The 18,442-nt window shown below is 56.0% G+C and carries 10 protein-coding genes; 4 read left to right on the top strand and 6 right to left on the bottom strand.

Translation table 11 applies throughout. The annotated features are described in order from the left end of the window. Positions 1-334: 334 nt before the first annotated feature. From SH292x_RS21400 to SH292x_RS21390, 3 genes are all read right to left on the bottom strand, one after another. Entirely contained in the window at positions 335-2,722 is a 2,388-nt protein-coding gene (locus tag SH292x_RS21400; RefSeq protein ID WP_442483062.1) for a bifunctional DNA primase/polymerase, read from the bottom strand. A gap of 1,235 nt (positions 2,723-3,957) precedes the next feature. Beyond that, entirely contained in the window at positions 3,958-4,575 is a 618-nt protein-coding gene (locus SH292x_RS21395) for a tyrosine-type recombinase/integrase (protein ID WP_442483061.1), read from the bottom strand. Between the two features lie 75 nt (positions 4,576-4,650). Continuing rightward, entirely contained in the window at positions 4,651-5,541 is an 891-nt protein-coding gene (locus SH292x_RS21390; RefSeq protein ID WP_442483060.1) for a hypothetical protein, read from the bottom strand. Positions 5,542-5,830: 289 nt separating this feature from the next. Here SH292x_RS21390 and SH292x_RS21385 point away from each other — a divergent pair, with 289 nt between their 5' ends. Genes SH292x_RS21385 through SH292x_RS21370 form a run of 4 tightly spaced genes read left to right on the top strand, consistent with a single transcriptional unit; the run spans position 5,831 to position 12,047 of the window. Beyond that, on the top strand, positions 5,831-6,049 hold the full coding sequence (locus tag SH292x_RS21385) for a helix-turn-helix domain-containing protein (protein ID WP_442483059.1): 219 nt from the start codon (positions 5,831-5,833) through the stop codon (positions 6,047-6,049). Between the two features lie 33 nt (positions 6,050-6,082). Then, entirely contained in the window at positions 6,083-8,923 is a 2,841-nt protein-coding gene (locus tag SH292x_RS21380) for a type I restriction endonuclease subunit R (protein WP_442483058.1), read from the top strand. Then, on the top strand, positions 8,920-10,491 hold the full coding sequence (locus SH292x_RS21375; RefSeq protein ID WP_442483057.1) for a restriction endonuclease subunit S: 1,572 nt from the start codon (positions 8,920-8,922) through the stop codon (positions 10,489-10,491). Before SH292x_RS21380 ends, SH292x_RS21375 begins: the two co-directional genes overlap by 4 nt. Further along, on the top strand, positions 10,488-12,047 hold the full coding sequence (locus tag SH292x_RS21370; protein ID WP_442483056.1) for an N-6 DNA methylase: 1,560 nt from the start codon (positions 10,488-10,490) through the stop codon (positions 12,045-12,047). The genes SH292x_RS21375 and SH292x_RS21370 overlap by 4 nt, the downstream gene beginning before the upstream one ends. Positions 12,048-12,746: 699 nt before the next feature. On the opposite strand, the gene SH292x_RS21365 is transcribed toward SH292x_RS21370, so the two are convergent. From SH292x_RS21365 to SH292x_RS21355, 3 genes are all read right to left on the bottom strand, one after another. Beyond that, positions 12,747-14,819 carry an ATP-binding protein gene (locus tag SH292x_RS21365; RefSeq protein ID WP_442483055.1) on the bottom strand — a complete coding sequence of 691 codons (2,073 nt, stop codon included), beginning with the start codon at positions 14,817-14,819 and terminating at the stop codon, positions 12,747-12,749. A gap of 385 nt (positions 14,820-15,204) precedes the next feature. Further along, a complete protein-coding gene (locus SH292x_RS21360; protein ID WP_442483054.1) occupies positions 15,205-15,714 on the bottom strand; it encodes a DUF2243 domain-containing protein in 510 nt (169 codons plus the stop codon). Between the two features lie 1,387 nt (positions 15,715-17,101). Continuing rightward, positions 17,102-18,100 carry a DUF1559 family PulG-like putative transporter gene (locus tag SH292x_RS21355; RefSeq protein WP_442483053.1) on the bottom strand — a complete coding sequence of 333 codons (999 nt, stop codon included), beginning with the start codon at positions 18,098-18,100 and terminating at the stop codon, positions 17,102-17,104. Positions 18,101-18,442 lie beyond the last annotated feature (342 nt).

Raw genomic sequence — 18,442 nt, 5'->3', positions numbered from 1 at the left:
CAGCGTTTATCGCTTTTTGAAACTGGCAATCACCATGCAATTGCAGGCTTCGACTTCATAGCTGGACGATATTCCGGACGAAATGATTCGCTTCTGGGGGAGGGCGTGGCATTGGCAGTCTCCTGAGGTCGTTTGCTGTCGCTCTGGTGCGTACTGTTCCTGCTCGCAAAAATCGGACAATGACGGCGATGACGACAGAATTGGTCGTAACGTTCTTGAGGACCGACGGTTAGAAGAAAGGCAGGAGGCGATCAGTGCGGTGCAAAGCTAGACGAACGCTTCCCTCTTTTCTTAAGTCAAAAAAACTTCTCCTCGGCGTCATCGCCGTCAGCCGTCACGCGAACTGTGCGTGGTCGATCACCCCGGCAGGAAGCCATTTCAACTCTATCTTCCGCGCGGTCGCGGCCCGGCCTCGTTCACAGTTAAGCCCGGCGTTCCGAAGGCAGGGGGCTAACCGAGTCAGCGCGCCTGAAAGTTGAGACGCAGTGCGTGGCCACCTCTCATCGTGCTGCACGTCATCCGCAAAAGCTTTCAGTTCCGTCAGGAGCTGAGTCGCGGTGCCCGTCCATTCATCATGAGAGCCCATGAAGAGCTGTACGGCGTGCGCCAATGGCTCTTCGAGTACACCGTGATTGGCGTTTATGCGGTTGTTTTCATAGGCTGTCATAAATGTCCCCTCAATCCAGCCCAACCCGCTTTCGGCCGCAGTCACCCATGTCGCGAAATCGGCCATTCTCGGCATATCCTTCAATTGCACATGCGATTGCCTTCTGAGGGCCGAGGAAACGCCATCGAGTAACGCTCCGAGAATTGCTGGACGGGCCGCTTCAAACTGTTTCCAAAGCTCGGCTTCGGGCAATCGCTTCTGCGAGTCTATTACCGGTAACGTAACCAAGATGGCTCTATCGAGAAGGTCAGGGCGCTCCGTCGGGGGCTCGATACCTGTCAGTATCACTGGCCTCTTTCCCTCGAAGATTACCTCGCCTTTATTCGTGTAAAGGCTCCGAGTGCTAAATCCGCCTCCGGTAGCGAGCCGACAGAGCGCGTCGGATAGGGATGGTGATATCTTCGATAGGTTATCAAAGCACAGCCACCAGCTATTATCTGCGGCGATCATTAGGTCACGGCAGTCGTGCGGAGCTGCTCGCAAAGGCGAGACGTTTGGATCTATGAGGGATCGAATAACTCGTGCTGTAGTGCTCTTCGCTGACCCTTGCTCGCCACCTAGGATCAGCTCTGGGTAAGGGCCTCGCGGATTGAGGGCTCCCAACAGAGCCCCGACGATCAGAGGAAAATCCTCATCCGCGATATTGAGGAAGTTCCTCAACAATTCGATGTCGCCGCCATGTTCGGGGGTTGGTAGCGGCGACATACCAGGGGCTCGTTTAAAGTGGACGGGAGATTGTTCAACTACTCGCCAGCCGTCCGCTGTAACCGCAATTGCCCGCCAATCTTTGTCGCAGAGATCGAGAAATACCCTCTCCCCTTCGTGCCCAATTCGCACAAAGATCGACTGAGTGAACTTGCTCATGCGAGCCTTGGCCTTAAGCAGCCCGATAACGTCCTTAACGTTGGTGGTGCCGGCTAAAGTTCCAAAGCGGCTATAGTGCGTCCATTCCAGCCAGCTTGAGATATGCTCACTGTCCAAGTTCCAAGTCTCGCGATGCTGATCAATGCTAATACTTCCGTAGACGTCCCCATCGTCCGCGAGAAAGCACTCGGCACTACTGGCAATTTCTAGAAGCTGGGACGACTTGCTTGTCCTCCCTGGTCTCTGTGGCGAAGCGGTTTCAGGTGCGCCGTACCCCATTGAACGCAGGCGGTCTGCAGCTTCCGCAAAGTTGCTCTGGTGATGTAAGACAGCGTACAGCCCAAACTTGTCATACGGATGATCTGGCTCCACCGGATGTGCGTCGGTGGAGAAACAGAAAAAGAGCTCCTTTCCATAATCGGTGGAGCAATAGCCAGTCGTTGCACTGGAGCCCTCAACTTTACCTGGGCGGCGCCAATGTGTTACGCCATCGAGTGTTGACTCGATTCGCCAGCCTTTGGGCAGCAGAATTTCCTCCCACGTTCCGCGGTGATTAAAGTCATCCCCCGGTAGCGGTCGGATGATTTCCGTACATGAATCGAGATAACCATCCGCGATCGTATTGCAATCAATAGTCTCTACCAGTAGCTTGGGCGGCTTACTAGCGGTTGCGAGCAGTTTCTCCACAACTGCTGCCGGAAGTTCAGCAGGCTCATACTCCTCTAGCGAAACTATCCAAGTGCGCGCATGTCCTTCGGTGCTGCTGGGCGGTACTAACGAGTGTGCAGCTTTATCTCCCGCCCCGAGACGAATTTCGACGGATTTGAATTTGATAACCGCCTTCCCTAATTGCTCAAGCCTATCGTTGTGCCGAAATAAGTGGTGGTCACCACGACGAGAGGTGAAACATGGGGTACACGGAAGTTCCCCATCAAACAGCTCCAGTAGATCATCCTTGGACTCGGGCGAGTCGCATTCCACGTCGATGATTCCCGACTGTGGACCGAGAATCAAACCTACATTGAGGGTCGGGTTCCTATCAAACTCCGCAAGGATGCGTTCGTCCGTGTATACAATCTCGTTCCACTTCTTGCCGATTGGCTTCTTGCCGTTGCATAAAGTGATGGGGTATCCGGCACCGCTGAGATTCAAGGCTGCAGCTTTCGTTGCGACTTCACTCGTCGAGCTCATAAAACATCTCCATTAAGGAAATGAAGGGGGTGCAGCAATTCGAACGAGCCAGATGGATGACTCGGCAGAGACCACGCTCTAGGCTGCTGGAAAAGTCTGCGCGATCAGAGAACACGGGCCAGAATTATCCGGCCGGATAAGCCGGATTTCCGCCCGGATTGCTTCGTTATTCGTCAATTACTTCCAAGATATTTTGCTGTTTTGTCACTCTGTTTTCCGGCTGGGAAAGCCGGAAGCTGAGGTCCGGCAGTATTATCCGGCCGCGTCCTGCATTGCCGTTGAGAATACATCTCAGCTTCGGCTATCTCCGTTAGTCCTTCCTACTCATCTGCAAACCCTTGCGAACGTACCTTTTCCAACTCTCTTTTGAGGGCCTACTCGATGCACCCGCAACTTCCCACCTTCTGTCCGTAAATTCGTAAGCTGCATCGTAGGTTACATTTCGGCCGAGCGACCGCTTGGCATACTCGTACTCTGCGAGCGCTCGATCGAAGCATGACAGCCGTTCTCGAGTTCGCTCCACCCTATCGGGTGTGTTTACCTGATCGCAATTGGCTACCGTTATCGCATCGCAGTCGATACTTCCGCTCGCCGTCACGGGCGGTGGCGATCTGAACGCAGAATCGTCACTCCTGAACCACTTCACACAAAACAACTCCTTTAACGACATCGAAACTCCTTTAAAGCCTCTGTAAATACTTCCCGTTCACATTGAACGCGACAGCATGGCTAGCATCGGTTACGCGAATCGCCGTCATAAAATCGAATGGATGTGACGAAAAACCTTGCCAGACAAAAAAATACTTCCAAATGAAAATTGCCTCTGGCGTCGGCAAGCGAGTCTCTAAACTTCACTCCGTCTTCGCCATGCCCTTCCGCTCTAAGTCCTTTAGCCTCCGAGGCTTAAAGCCTTTACCGATTGGCGGTCTCGCGCAATTTTCTTGGGGGGGTGTTGGAGAATTGCGGAATGTATCGGTTGTCGTGATTGGCGGGTTCCTGTTCTAGTGATGATTTCTCCGAGCGGTGAGGTCCAGAGACCGCCGTCCCCCCGTGCGAGCTTTTTCGCGAATTTGGCCAGGGGTGGGGGTAGCCTAGACCGTGCACCGAGCCCAGCATTCCCTGACACCAATTCTGTTGCTCGACAGCAGGCATAGAGACGTTTCACTGTGCCGCTCCTCTAAGTGCCCATCACTAGAACCTCTTCGGCGAGGCCATAGGGAGATGAAGCCAGACCATCACGAAATCATCTTCAGCTCCATTTGGCAGGAGCGATTTCGAACGGTGCTGACCACTTCTGTCGGGTTGAGGTGCCGTACGTACCGATCGGTCGTGGCCAGACTCCTGTGGCCCAACTGAGCCTGAATGAGATGGATCGGCACGCCCTCGTTTGCCAGCTCGAAGGCGTGCGTGTGACGCAGTCCGTGGGCATGCACTCGCTTATCGATACCGGCGTGCTTCGCCAAGCGGGGTAGTAGCTGGCGCAGGTAAGCCGATGCCAGGCTCGTACCCACCTGGGTACAGAACAGGACACCCTCGTCGCAACCGACAACCACTCGGCGTGTTGCAAGGTACTCACCGAGGGCCCGAGCGGCAAGCGGATCCAGGCCCACCACTCGGGATTGGTCCCCCTTGCCGTGGAGGACGCGGAGCGTTCCCAGCCGAACATCCACGTCTTTGCAACGGAGAGCAATCGCCTCGCTGACCCTTAGTCCCGTTCGGTAGAGCAGGACGATCAGCGTCCAATTGCGAGCTTCGACGAAGGTCCCTCGGCCACAGGCATCCAGCAGCCGACGGACCTCCGATGAGGATAGCGGCTCGGGAGGCAGTCGACGGCCTTTATTGGCAAAACTCATGCTAGAAGACCTTGTATTCGAAATTTGGGGCAATTTTGGGGCTGGGAGTTACGCTTTGACTCAATAGCGTAACTCTCATCCACTCTCACACCTCCGCTTAATGATCTGCCTTTGCATCTTCGACGTGTGCTGGGCCCACACCACCACCCCGTCAAAATTCGACTTGATTGCCTCCCCGGTTCCCCCGATCTTCATCTTGTCTACATTCACGATCTGCGCCCGACCTTCGAAGTGCTTTACAAGTCGATGGGCTTGGTGGGGCTGGGCCCCGATGACGGCGATCACCGGTGGGGTTTTGGCGTGTCCGTTTGTATGTCCGTTGTGGCCGTTGTCCCCGTTCGTATTCCCATTGAGTTGGGTCTGGGTCTTCGGTAGCTCGGCAGACGGACGAGCAAGAAAGGCAGTCACCAGTTGTTCGGCGACGTAGCCGGCCAGTTTGGGGAGGGGGAGGGAACCGATGAGTTCTTCGGGAGAAAAGTAATGAACTAACTCAGCAGGTTCGGTATTCTCCAGTACTTTGTCGCCAAAGAAGGTCATCACTTCTTCGATGGGCATTTCGTCGAGGTCGACTTTGGATTTTTCAGCCTCTTCGAGTTTTTGTTTGACCGTAGTGGCTTGTTTGAAGATCGTTTGTCGATCGCGATCCAACTGGATCAAGAAGGGAAAGACCTGAGCTATCTGATCGTTCGACGAGATGGTTCTTTCGCGGTGAGGTTGCCATTCGCCAAGTTTGATAAGGGTGGCTTGGGCTAGGTTGATGAGACTGATGTTGGATTTCTTGGGGTGATTGATTCTTAGCTCAATCATCTTCTCCGCTAGTTGGTAACACTCGTCGCCCGTCCAGCGGACGTTTTTGCGACAGGTGTCTCCTAAGAGGTCGTCGAGCGCGAAAGTTGTGACGAGCGGACTTTGCCCTTGCGTCCCGTTGTCGACAGGAGAAGTCCACAATCCGTCGAAGCGAAGCATCTCCGAACCATGGGTTCCAGGTGGGGGAACAGTATCGCCATATGGGTAGGTCTGCTCGCAATGGCCACAGGCCCGGGACAAGCCGCAATGTAGGAGCCTAACTACCAACCGCCAGCCCTTTCCTGGGCATCGAGGTCTTCATCATAAGTACCCCTAAACACCCTAATTCAAAACTCTAGGGGATGGGATTGTAAGCAAGGAACTAAGTCGACTGCTAATTCTCAATTATGGTAGGATTTGGTAAGGTTTGGGGTTGGGGGCCGGCACCGCTAACAATCATGACCGCGACATGCCTAAGTTAGACGAATACCTTCGTATTACCGAGGCAGCAGAGTACCTGGGTGTGGCACCCAATACGCTCCGCAACTGGGGGCGTAGTGGCAAGCTGGTAGAGCGACGCCATCCCGTGAATGGGTACCGGCTCTATGCCAAGATTGAACTAGACGCATTACTCCAACAGACCGCAGAGCCCACCTCCAGTCCAACGCGCAAACGTAAGCCCCGTTAAGCTTCCCCGCCTTGGTCCCTTCCGGATCATACCATGACGCCTGAACAAGAAGCCCGTGCGATGATTGACGCGAAGCTCGCGTCGTCGGGGTGGATTGTGCAGACGTACAAAGAGATGAACCTTGGCGCGGGTCGAGGCTTGGCTGTCACCGAGTTCCCGGGTGCACACGGTCCGGCCGACTATCTTCTCTATGTCGACTGCAAGGCGCTCGGCGTGGTGGAGGCGAAGCCGGTGGGGCACACCTTGACTGGTGTCGAAGGACAATCGGCCAGTTATGCCGAAGGATTGTCCGACAAACTCCCAGCTTGGCGGCGGCCCCTCCCGTTTCAGTACGAAACAACCGGCGAGGTCACGCAGTTCACGAACTGGATGGATCCGCATGCCCGCAGCCGGAGCGTCTTTCAGTTCCATGGCCCCGAGACGCTGCTGGATTTGGTTAAGGATGAGGGAACGCTTCGTGGTCGATTGCGGCAGATGCCAGAGCTACTGCCACAAGGACTATGGCCCAAGCAGTTCACAGCGATCAACAACCTGGAAGAGTCTCTCGCATTGGCGAAGCCCAAGGCGTTGATCCAGATGGCAACCGGTTCGGGCAAGACGTTCACCGCGGCCAACATTGCCTACCGGCTTATCAAACACGCTGGCGCTCGGCGCATCTGCTTTCTGGTCGACCGTACGAACTTGGGCCTGCAAACGCTCAAGGAGTTTCAGCAGTTCCAGCCGCTTGGCGAGCGGCATACCTTCGACAAGCTGTACGTTACCAGCTACCCGCGGACCAATCACTTTGATCCGGTGAACAAAGTCGTCATCACCACGATTCAACGTCTGTATTCCGTATTGACCGGTGCGCCGGAGTTAGCCGAGGAAGACGAAGAGCGATCAAGCTTTGAGGGTGCTGGGGCATTTAAGAAGCCCCCCAAGCCGATCGTCTACAACGAGAAGCTTCCGCCAGAGTTCTTCGATGCCATCATCGTTGATGAATGCCACCGTTCGATCTACAGCGTGTGGGGCGATGTGCTGAAGTACTTCGACGCGTTCACGATCGGCCTCACCGCCACGCCGAGCAAGCAGACAATCGGGTTCTTCGACAAGAACTTGGTTATGGAATACAGTCACGCGGAAGCCGTCGCCGACCGGGTGAACGTCCCCTACGACGTTTATGAGATCAACACACGCATCACCAGTGACGGTTCCGATGTGGAGGCAGGATACTACGTCGGTAAACGCAGTCGCAGGACCCGCGCAGAGCGGATGGAGCAACTCGACGACGACCTTAATTATGACGCTAGCCAGCTCGATCGCGCGGTGGTCGCTGTTGATCAGATCCGCACCGTCGTGCAGACCTTCCGCGACCGACTCTACACGGAGATATTTCCGGGCCGCAAGGAAGTCCCCAAGACGCTCATTTTTGCCAAAGACGACTCACACGCCGACGACATCCTCCGGATTGTCCGCGAGGAGTTTGGGCGCGGCAACGAGTTTTGCCAGAAGATCACCTACCGCACCGGAACGATGCGGTGCACTCGCAAGGTGAAGGACCCTGACGGGACTGAGCGGGAAGAGGTTTACTACGAGAAGATTAAGGGAAAGACGGGCGAGGACGTGCTGATCGCGTTTCGCAATTCGTTCAATCCGCGGATTGCAGTCACGGTCGACATGATCGCCACCGGCACCGACCTCAAACCGGTGGAGATCGTCTTCTTCATGCGCTCGGTTCGCAGTAGCAACTACTTCGAGCAGATGAAGGGCCGTGGCGTCCGCGTGATCGATAGGGATGAGCTCAAGGGCGTCACCCCCGAAGAGAAAGGCGAGAAGGTCGTAAAGACGCGATTCGTGCTGATCGACGCAGTGGGCGTGTGCAAGGAGTGTAAGAGTGAACGCGGTCCGCTCGACCGTGAGCCGAACAAGACGCTTAAGCAGGTGTTCGATTACATCAAGGCCGGTGGTCTCGATCCCGATGCTGCGAGCGCGCTGGCCGGCAAGTTGACACGGCTCTCGCGTGAAATGAGCGAGGAGCAGCACGAAGAGGTCCGCCGCCATGCCGCCGGGCGGAGCATCGATGAATTGGTCGCGGGCCTCGTTGCCGCGACCGACGACGCCCATATCGAAACCAGGGCTCAGCTAGATAATCCCGCCGCCGCCGAGTTAACCGTAGACCATCTGAAAGAGGCCGAAGAGGAACTGATCCGCGATGCCATCCGCCCCTTCTACGACCCCAGGCTCCGCGACTTGCTGCTGACACTAAAAGCACAGAACGAGCAAACGATCGACCATATCAGCCAGGACGAACTACTATCGGCTGGTTACTCGCAAGCAGCACGCGATCAGGCGCACACGAAGATCGAGAACTTCAGAAAGTTTATCGAAGAGCACAAGGACGAGCTGCTGGCTTTACAAGTGTTTTACGGACAGGCCACGCCCGACCGATTGCGGTTCCGCGACCTGAAGGAGTTGGCGAAGCTGATCGAGCGGCCGCCAGTCAGCGCTACCACCGAAGAGCTATGGCGGTGCTACGAGGCGCTCGAAGCATCTCAGGCGACTGGCAAAGGAGGCCAGATGGTCACCGACCTGATCTCGATCATCCGGCACACGCTCACCCCTGATGAGCCGCTCACTCCGTTCGCAGAGGTCGTGCGATGGCGCTACGCCGCGTGGCGCAAGCAGCAGACCGAAGCCGGCGTCACGTTCACCGATGAGCAAAGCCAGTGGCTCGACAAGATTGCCGAGCACATCGCCACGAGCCTCGCCATCGAGATGGACGACTTCCACGACGGCTGGTTCGCGCAGCGAGGCAACCTCGGCAAAGCCCACGAGCTGTTTGGCGACCGGCTCTCGACGATCTTGGATGATCTGAATAGGAACCTTTGTGCATGAGCGATGGAAAAGGACTACCGGACGGTTGGGTGGCAACGACCATGGAGTCACTCGGGTCTTTGCTGTGTGGGACATCCCCGACTACCGCAACAGTCAATAAGAATGGTGAAGGTACTCCGTATGTTTCTGGCCCAGAGCAATGGGATGGGTATATGCTTCACCTTGACAAATGGACTACAGAACCTCGTCGCGTAGTCCCCGACGGATGCATCTTCATCACTGTTAAGGGAGCAGGCGTCGGAAAGCTTTTCCCTGGGCAGGCAGTGGCGATCGGTCGCGATATCTACGCATTCTTGCCTCATGAAGGTATAGACCGACGCTTGGTGCAGAATGCTCTACAGGCCACGATCTACGACGTGGTTCGACAAGCTAAAGGTGATATACCGGGCCTCTCGAAGCCGCACATTCTCGAGCACCCGATCACTCTTCCACCCGCGCGTGAGCAAACCCGCATTGCCGATCGCATTGACGAACTCTTCACCGACCTGGCCGCCGGTGTCGCGGCGCTCGAGCGGGTGCGGAAGAAGCTGAAGCGGTATCGCTCGGCAGTGCTACACGCGGCGGTGACCGGCCGGCTCACTGAGGCGTGGCGCCACGAGCATGGCCCTCCTGGCGAGTCGGGCGAGCAACTCTTGGAGCGATTGCTCGTCGAACGCCGCCGGCAATGGGAAGAGCGGACCCAGGCCGACTATGAAGTGAAGGGCGCGACGCCTCCTAAGAACTGGCGGGAAAGGTACAAGGAGCCTATCGAGCCGAAGACGGACGACTTGCCCGAGTTGCCCGAGGGCTGGTGCTGGGCAAGCCAAGATCAGATTGGGGAAGTGCAGCTTGGTCGCCAGCGATCTCCTGAGCATCACTCTGGTGAACATATGCGACCATATCTACGCGTCGCAAACGTGTTCGAGGATCGCATAAGCACTAAGGACGTGAAGTCAATGAACTTCACGCCGCGAGAGTTTGAGGCTTATCAGCTAAAACACGGCGACTTGCTTCTCAATGAGGGGCAGAGTATGGAATTGATTGGACGGCCGGCGATGTATCGTGACGAGATTCCAGGGTGTTGCTTTCAGAACACTTTGGTTCGGCAAAGAGTCGGCCATGTAGTTCTTGCCGAATATGCATTGAGCGTATTGCTCGCCCAGTTCAAGACGGGACGTTATCGGAAGATCGCAAGAATCACCACGAGCATAGCGCACCTTGGTGCGGAAAGGTTTGCCGGTCTAGAGTTTCCGCTACCTCCGATTGCAGAGCAGCAGGCGATTGTGGAATTGGTGCAGGAGAAGTTCTCGCAAATCGACGGGATGGAAGCCGAAGTCAATCGCGGGCTAGCTCGCGCTGCTCGGTTACGCCAAGCCATCCTTAAAGCCGCCTTCGCGGGCGACTTGGTCAAACAAGACCCGCAGGACGAACCAGCGTCGGTTCTGTTGGATCGCATCCGCACTGAGCGCGAGGCAATCGCCGCAGTGTCGAACGGCCGTCCCAAACGGTCGCCGCGCAAGAAAGCGGCCCCCAAGAAGACGACGAAGAGTGCGAAGAAGGCATCACCGAGAAAGGCACGGAAGTCATGAGCAAAGCGAATGGACAACCTACTACCGCCCCCACGGCGAGCCAGATCGGCGCCCGGGTCTGGTCGTACGCAAGCGTGCTGAAGGACGATGGCCTGAGCTACATGGCCTACGTCGAGCAGCTCACGTTCCTCCTGTTCCTCAAGATGGCCGACGAGCTGACGAAACCTCCGTACAACCAGCCCAACCGCATCCCTAAAGGCAAAGACGCCAAGGGCAAGCCAATCGACTTCGACTGGCCCAGCCTGTTGAGGCGCGATGGTGCCGAGCTGTACCAACATTACCGCGACGCCCTCGACTCGCTCAGCACGCAGCCGGGGCTGCTGGGTGTGATCTTCAAAGAGGCCGAGTGCAAGATCAAAGACCCCGCCAAGCTACGGCGGTTGATCTTCGACCTCATCGACCGCGAGAGCTGGCTGAGTCTCGACCTCGACGTGAAAGGTGTGATCTACGAGGAACTTCTGAGCCGTAGCGCCAGTGAGAGCTCCGGCGGGGCGGGGCAGTACTTTACGCCACGGCCGATCATCCAAGCGGTGGTCGACGTGATGCAGCCTGAGCCCGACGAGACAATCGTCGACCCGGCGGCCGGCACTGGTGGTTTCCTGACGGTCGCCTACCAGTACGTGCTCGACGAGCACGGGGCAAGGATGGACAAAGACGAGAAACGTCGCGCCCGCGAGAGCCTGGTCGCCGCTCAAGAGCTGGTCCCCGAGACGGCACGGCTATGCGCTATGAACCTCTACCTGCACGGCATCGGGGGCGTGGACCTGTCGCCCGACACCCCGACGCCGGTCATCAGCGGCAAGAGCAGTCTCGACACGCCCCCCACGCAGCACTATTCGATGGTGCTCACCAACCCGCCTTTCGGGAAGAAGGCGAGCTTCAAGACCGTGAACGAGGAGGGGGACCTGGAAAACGAGGACGAGGTAATCGTCCGCCAGGACTTTTGGGCTTCGACTAGCAATAAGCAACTCAACTTCGTCCAGCACATCTTCAACCTGCTGAAGGTCCACGGCCGAGCGGCGGTCGTCGTCCCCGACAACGTGCTTTTTGAGGGTGGCCCAGGCCAAAAGGTTCGTAACCAGCTCCTTGCACAGTGCGATGTCCACACGCTCCTGCGACTGCCCACCGGCATCTTTTATAAGCCAGGCGTTAAGGCCAACGTGATCTTCTTTGATCGCAAACCGCCGCAAGAGAAAACATGGACCAAGAAGCTGTGGGTCTACGACCTCCGAACCAACAAACACTACAGCCCAAAGCAGAACCCAATTCACCGCCGCGACTTCGACGAGTTCGTCAAACTCTACAAGCCCGGTGCCATTGGCAAACGCAAAGCAACCTGGAGCGAGGACAACCCCGACGGTCGCTGGCGGAGCTACACTTACGAAGAGCTGCAAAAACGCGACAAGCTGAGCCTCGATCTGTTCTGGATCAAAGACGACAGCGTCGAGGATAGCGACAGTCTGCCAGATCCCGATATCCTGGCGCAGGAGATTGTGGACGACTTGCAGGACGCACTGGAGCAGTTTGTGACGATTGCTGGGAAATTGAAGCGGTAACTAGGGCGAAGTAGCAGGAAGTGGAAAATGGCGACTGAGAAGGCACTCGGTTACGGCCCTCACGCGATCCTGGCCGAGGCGACACTTACTCGCGATGCTTTACCTGATACGGGCGAGTCTGATGCGATCTTCGCCGAACACGCATCCGTAGGCGTAACCAAGTATGAATTCTGGCGTTCGCTTTCCAATGGTGCGAAGCGAGGAGGGCTCAAGAGTAAGCAACGTGGAGCCAAGGCCATTCACCTAAATCATGCTGAGCTCGACGTTAATCGACGTTTGGGACGAGTACGGATCCGCAACCTAGCCCGTAGCAGTGGTCATGGCCGACGCGAGCCGGATCGCCTATTTACCGCCGTTCGAGGCCGAGCAGGAATTCCACAACCTCGGATTCGAGTCTGTCGAGGTCATGTCCGACGGGTCGATGACCGGATAAGAGCTGAGAAAAACAACCTACAATGGGAGCGCAGCAACGTGGACTTCAGAGAGGTTGGCCGACGCAATATGATAATCACTTCTCACCCAGTGGATGGGTGGCCGCACCGAACTTTGAAAAGCACCTTCCGCTTCTCTTCTCAATAGCTACGAATCACATTTGCGAAAGTGGCCCCGCTCCGGCCAGAGGAGGTCGTCTCGGTGAGCCTGCGATTCTCATAACCCAAGTGACAACGTCCACTTCCGCTGAACTTCGCTAGGGACATTTCAAGCGGGCGGAATGGTGTCGTCCTTGCCACCATTGCGTAATTCAGCTTTCCGAAGCTCTCGAGTGTTCCGCACCTCTTCAAGCGACGAGTGCTCCAAGTACGTCGCGACCATTTTGACCAGATCCGCTGCCGCTATGGGCTTAGGCAGGTAGTCATCGCACCCAGAGTTCAGGCAACGCTCCCGGTCCTCCTTCATCGCGTCAGCGGTGAGTGCGATAATTGGAATTTCGCAACCCATAGCGCGCAATTCCGAGACGGCCGTGTGACCGTCCATTATGGGCATCTGCATATCCATGACGATCACCCCGTAGGGCCTATTGTCTTCGGCGGCCTGCTGCACAAGACGCAGCGCTTCCTTGCCATTTTCGGCCGTCTCAACTTCCGCACCTGCTTCTTCCAGAAAATGCTGACCCACGTAGCGAATATCTCGGCGATCATCTACTAATAATATCCGGCCCTCTAAACTGGGAATTTCAATCGGTTGATCGTCGCGAGGATACGCGCTCGGTGTTAGGGGAACAAGCTGGAGTTGATCGGCTGACGGGGTTGGCAGCGTGACGGTGAAGGTAGAGCCCACTCCTTCGACGCTCTGGACATCAATATGGCCCCCCAGCATTTCTACAAGTCGCTTACTGATTGCCAGCCCTAGCCCGCTGCCTCCGTAGGGACGCGTCCGTGAGGCGTCTCCCTGGTGAAAGGGTTGAAAGAGGGTCTTGAGCGTACTGGGTGGTATACCAATTCCTGTATCCTCGACCTCGATTCGCACACAACCCTTGTGCGGATCATAGACGGCACGCAGTTCTACGTATCCCTTCTCCGTAAACTTGAGGGCGTTGCCAACGAGGTTCAACAGAACCTGTTTTAGCCGCTTGGTATCCGACTCAATGAAGGCCGGAATAACGGATGACGATGTGAGGCGAAAGTCGACCCTTTGATTCCGAACCCGGACATGCATTAGCGATTCGACCTCGGCAAGCAGTAGAGGCAGATTGCAGGGTTCGCGGATAACCTCCATACGCCCCGCTTCGATACGGGACAGGTCCAATATGTCATTAATCAAATCCAGCAGATGGTTTCCGCTTCGTTTGATGGTGAGAGCGCACTGCCGATTATCGGGGTCGGTAAGGTGCGCAAGAAGAATGTCCGCGTGTCCCATAAGAGCCGCCATGGGCGTGCGAATCTCGTGGCTCATGTTGGCTAGAAACTCACCGCGAGCCTGGTTGGCTGCATCCGCTTCGGCCTTAGCCTTGGCTAGCAACTCCTCTCGTCGCATTCGTTCGGTCTTATCGATGACCGCCACCAGAGTCTGTGCATCGCCTCTATCACCCTCGCTATGCGTTGACGCCGGCTGCATCGAGGCGTTAAGCCATCGCAGACCACCATCGGTATGAATTACCCGGTGATCTACGGAGAGGACCTCGCGACTTTCCGATGTCGAAACGCTTTGTATCGTCGCTAAAAGTGTCTCGCGATCGGCGGGGTGACAGCGGCTCAAGAACTGGTCCATGGAGATCCAGTCGTTCGTCGGAAGATCGTACTGTTCTCCAGCCATCCGATCGAGGCGCACCGACTCACAGCCATAGTCAATGTCTACTGCACCAACACCAGCAAGTTGGGTTGCAAGTCGCAACCGCTCTTCGCTACGCTCTCGTCTTTCTACCTCGTCGCGTAACGCGTCATTGGAGGTCTTCAAGCCCGGCCATTCCATGGCCTGGGGCGCGATCCTTACCAGGGCGATGACGGTGGCCCAGGACACGATTGCCGTGAGCAGTTTTAAGAGCCCTGAAAACCTGTAGATGGGTTGCCAAAAGATAATTGCCTCTACGAGGTGGACACTGCCACATGCAAGAATGAAAGCTGCGAAGAGTAGGTAGATCCGTTTGAACGGAACGTCTCTTCGGCGCTTGGCAAAGACAACTAGGGCAACGGGAATCGAAGTGTACGCACCCCAGACAGCGATATCTGAGAGAATATGAAGCCAACCGTGACCGGTAGTCCAATGACCGCAATTCCAGCGGGCAGGGAAGTCGGAAGTGTCAAACAGTTTGTATAGGAAATCGAGCACGCTCATGGCAGCCTGGGTCAGCTAAAGGTCAGCCTTATCTGCACCACAATCGACGTTGAAGTCTTAGAGCTTCCCTGTCTGTCCACCGGGTGGGTACTCCCGGGGAAGAGGTATGGAATTAGATTCGAGTTCGTCCGGAATGAATCTTAAGCAAGCTTTATTCGCGTAGCAAAGGGATCTAATGTTTGCCCAACTTCCACAAATCCGAACAAGATCGGCACGAAGACCGCTGACCTCCCCTCGTGGGCCGTCAGCTCAAGTCAGGAGACGAAAGTTATTCTAAGACGTAGGCAGACAACTCGCTCTTGGAAGGCTATGGCGTTTGCAATTTGGGAGGCAGGGGTAAACTTGCTCGCCACTCACGCCCAAAGCCTGTCGCAAGCGTGGCCCTTTAGCCAGCGGGCGCGTCCAAGGCGGTGCCACGGGCGCCGGTGCGAACGAGCCACGCACCAGCAGCAATCATCAACAGCCCCGATGCTAAGAAAGCGACATCCCAGAAAATATGTTCGGCGGTCTCCACGACGTGATGCAGGTGCAAGATATGGTGGTCGATAATCCCTTCGACGAGATTAAACAAACCCCAGCCCACAACCATGGCACCGATCAGGGTGCGGCCTGACAAGATGATGTTCGGTCGCACTATCGCCTGCCAGAGCAGCACAAGTCCCGCTGCGGTCATTGTCCACGTCATCATGTGGAAAACGCCATCCCAGAACATGTTGATTTCGAGATTCACTATCAACTGTTCGGCGGCGACGCCTCGAGTAGGGTACTTGGCCGACATCATGTTATGGAGTTGAAGCAACTGGTGGAGCACAATGCCATCTAGGAACCCACCCATGCCGATCCCGAGGGCGGTGCCCGCAACAATCAACGGTCGGCGAGTGGGTGCGAGACTCATAGTGATCCCGTATTCGACTTAGAGGATCCAGCGGCTGACAAAGCTTCTCGATCGGGTTGCTTCGAAGATTGAGGGGGCCAAGAGTGTATGAGAATGAGTGCCCCGACAAGTACCGCGAACGGAGCCAGTGACATTCCCAGGTTATAGAAGAAGCGGGAGTCAAAAATGCCTTCCCTGACCTGCTCGCCCAAGCTGGAACTGCAAAAGGGGCAAGCCAACGCTGGGGCGCAGTTAGTTAAAGCCATTGCTAGGAGGACAGGCAACTGTGCAAACCTCATGAGAAATGCCTTCGAGGGACGGTAACGAGATGGCAATGAAAAGAGCAGCAAGCGACCACGGTGGCCGGCAAATAGCCACCTACCGTTCGGCCACAGCCAATGACGATTGGCCGAATTAGAAGCGGAGTGGGACATCGAGCGGCTCCTTGAGGTCATGCTCTGAAGGCCATGCGTGACGATTTCACCGAGGCCGAGGGGATGAATCCGCGAGGACAGCTTTATCGGCGTTCTTCAATCGGGCGATATTGCGCAATGTCTCCTGACGGATTTGGTGGTTGATCGACTCGGACGTACTATTAGGGACGCGACGGGTTGTACAAGGAATCATGCCAGCGCCTCCTTAACGGGAAGAGAGAGGTGGAAGTGTCCACACTTCCGCTCTGCGAATACCGTGCCCACGGGAGTGTATTCGGACTCGATCAGTGCCCTCATTGAGTCCAGTGCGGATGGTAATGCGGCGTGATCGAAAACCGTTGCTCTTGCCCATGGCTAGGGCAGCATTTTGGACCAGTTCGAAAAGTACCTCGCGAAGCTGGCTTTCGCTCGTGACAAGCAGCCGTAGATATCCATATAGATCCAGCATGAGCTGAGTGCCCGGTTTCAATTTGCTCTGTAGGATTGACCGGCAATCAGCCGTAAGCTTGTTGAGATCTACCTCCATCTACAGAATGCTCGCGGCCATCCTACCCTTTAGCTGTGCTTGAAGCTCACAACACCGTTCCGAAGAATGTATTGGTGATCGATTGAATCGGGCGAGCGTCTTCCGCCGTGCCATTTAATCAACGTGGTGAGTCTGTATATCGTGCGGCTCCGGTTGTGTGGACACTTGCTTTTGTATGGCGGTTAGACCGGATTGGTGCGAGTGGCATAACGCCCCATGCGGCCAGTTCGAAGTTGCAGATAGCCTGCCCGACGGGCGAGTGCTTTTCGCACCAGTATCCTGCGGACCGTATGCACGGAGGCAGACAACGCGAACATCCCGCCCTGCGATCCCTAGCGGCTCGAGAGTGCGGAACGGTGCCACAGTTCGTACTGCAAGGCTCGTAGGTTGGTACCGAGCGAGACCTTACGATCGATTACTACGCCCTACGGACTGCAGAGGCGGAGAATCACCAGGCGCCCACATCCACGGCGGTCCCATCGTCTTTCCGGCAGAGTAATTGAAAAAGCGGATTGGAGATGTCAAAACTTAGTGTTCGCACCGATCCATCGGCGAACGCCGCATTCATGCCACTGGAGTGGGCGGCGCCGAAGAGTTGCCAGTAGGCAAGCTCCCCAAGAGGCTGATCCTGAAATGGACCGTACATAGAGCATCGCATGACGGACCAATTCCATCCGTGGAAATAACCCATGTCCGTGAAGGCAATTGTTGGCCAAGGGGGTTGAGGACCTTCTTCGTTCAGTTTCACCGGCTGATAGCGAGTGGGATCGACAAACTTCTCGGCCATCATCATGACATTGGACGTACCGTCGGTCAGTTGTGCCAGCCGGCTCGGCGGAAATCGCACATCGGCTTTTCCCCCACGTACAAAGGCCGTGTTCCGATAGTAGGGATGGTTGATGTTGTCACCCGCCTTATCTCCCCAGAAGTTCCAACACCCTGCGCTGCTTGCTCCTCGACCGCTTCCAGCCGTCGCGTCCTTCCAGAGCGGCATTGCATAGTCATTTAAGCCTAGCCGCTTTCCGTCCACGCCTAGGCGAGTCACTGGAGATCGTCGGGATGGGCAGAAGTACGCAGGTACTGCAACTCCTTGAATTGTCTTATCGTCGGCCGAATGCTCGGACGCGAATTCCAAGTAAGGCAGTATCTGAAAGAGCGTTCCTGCCTGTTGGAACCGCCGAGCCTTCGCGGAAGTGGATTTTGCCCCCTCTCGCGTGATAGAGCCATTGTTGCCAGAGGTTGGCAAGCAGCGCATCGCATCGTGGTGGTTGAGCACGGCGAGGCTGATTTGTTTGAGGTTATTCTGGCAACTAGCTCGCCGTGCAGCCTCTCGTGCAGCCTGAATGGCCGGAAGGAGTAGAGCTACAAGAATACCGACGACAGAGATTACCACCAATAGCTCGACGAGTGTAAACCCTACATGAGTACTTCGTAGCGGAGTAGTCATTTTGGCATCCTAACTTCGGAGAACTGTCAAACCGACCAGAACCATTGGAAAACTCACCGCGTTCCAGGCGTAGCAGTTCCTTCAGCTGTTTGTCAGAGACGAGCTTTACTTCCCCGTTAGCGAACGCGACGTAGCAATTCACTGCATCGTCGGTCGACTCATAGGCTATCACAGGCCCTGTCTTACCTGGGCTGAGGGAAATTGATTGACCGTAACAGATCACAAATGGCTGATCGTTGCGAGCTGAAGTAAGGAGATAAGTCTTCCCTAACGCGTCACGGATCCCTTCGGGAACTTTGAATGGTGCTAGGTGTCGTAGGCTCTGCTGAAGTTCTATTGCAT

This window comes from Aeoliella fuhlenseeensis, from assembly GCF_052161615.1.
In the GTDB taxonomy this organism is placed as follows: Bacteria; Planctomycetota; Planctomycetia; order Pirellulales; family Lacipirellulaceae; genus Aeoliella.
This window is presented reverse-complemented; position numbering and strand designations above follow the sequence as displayed.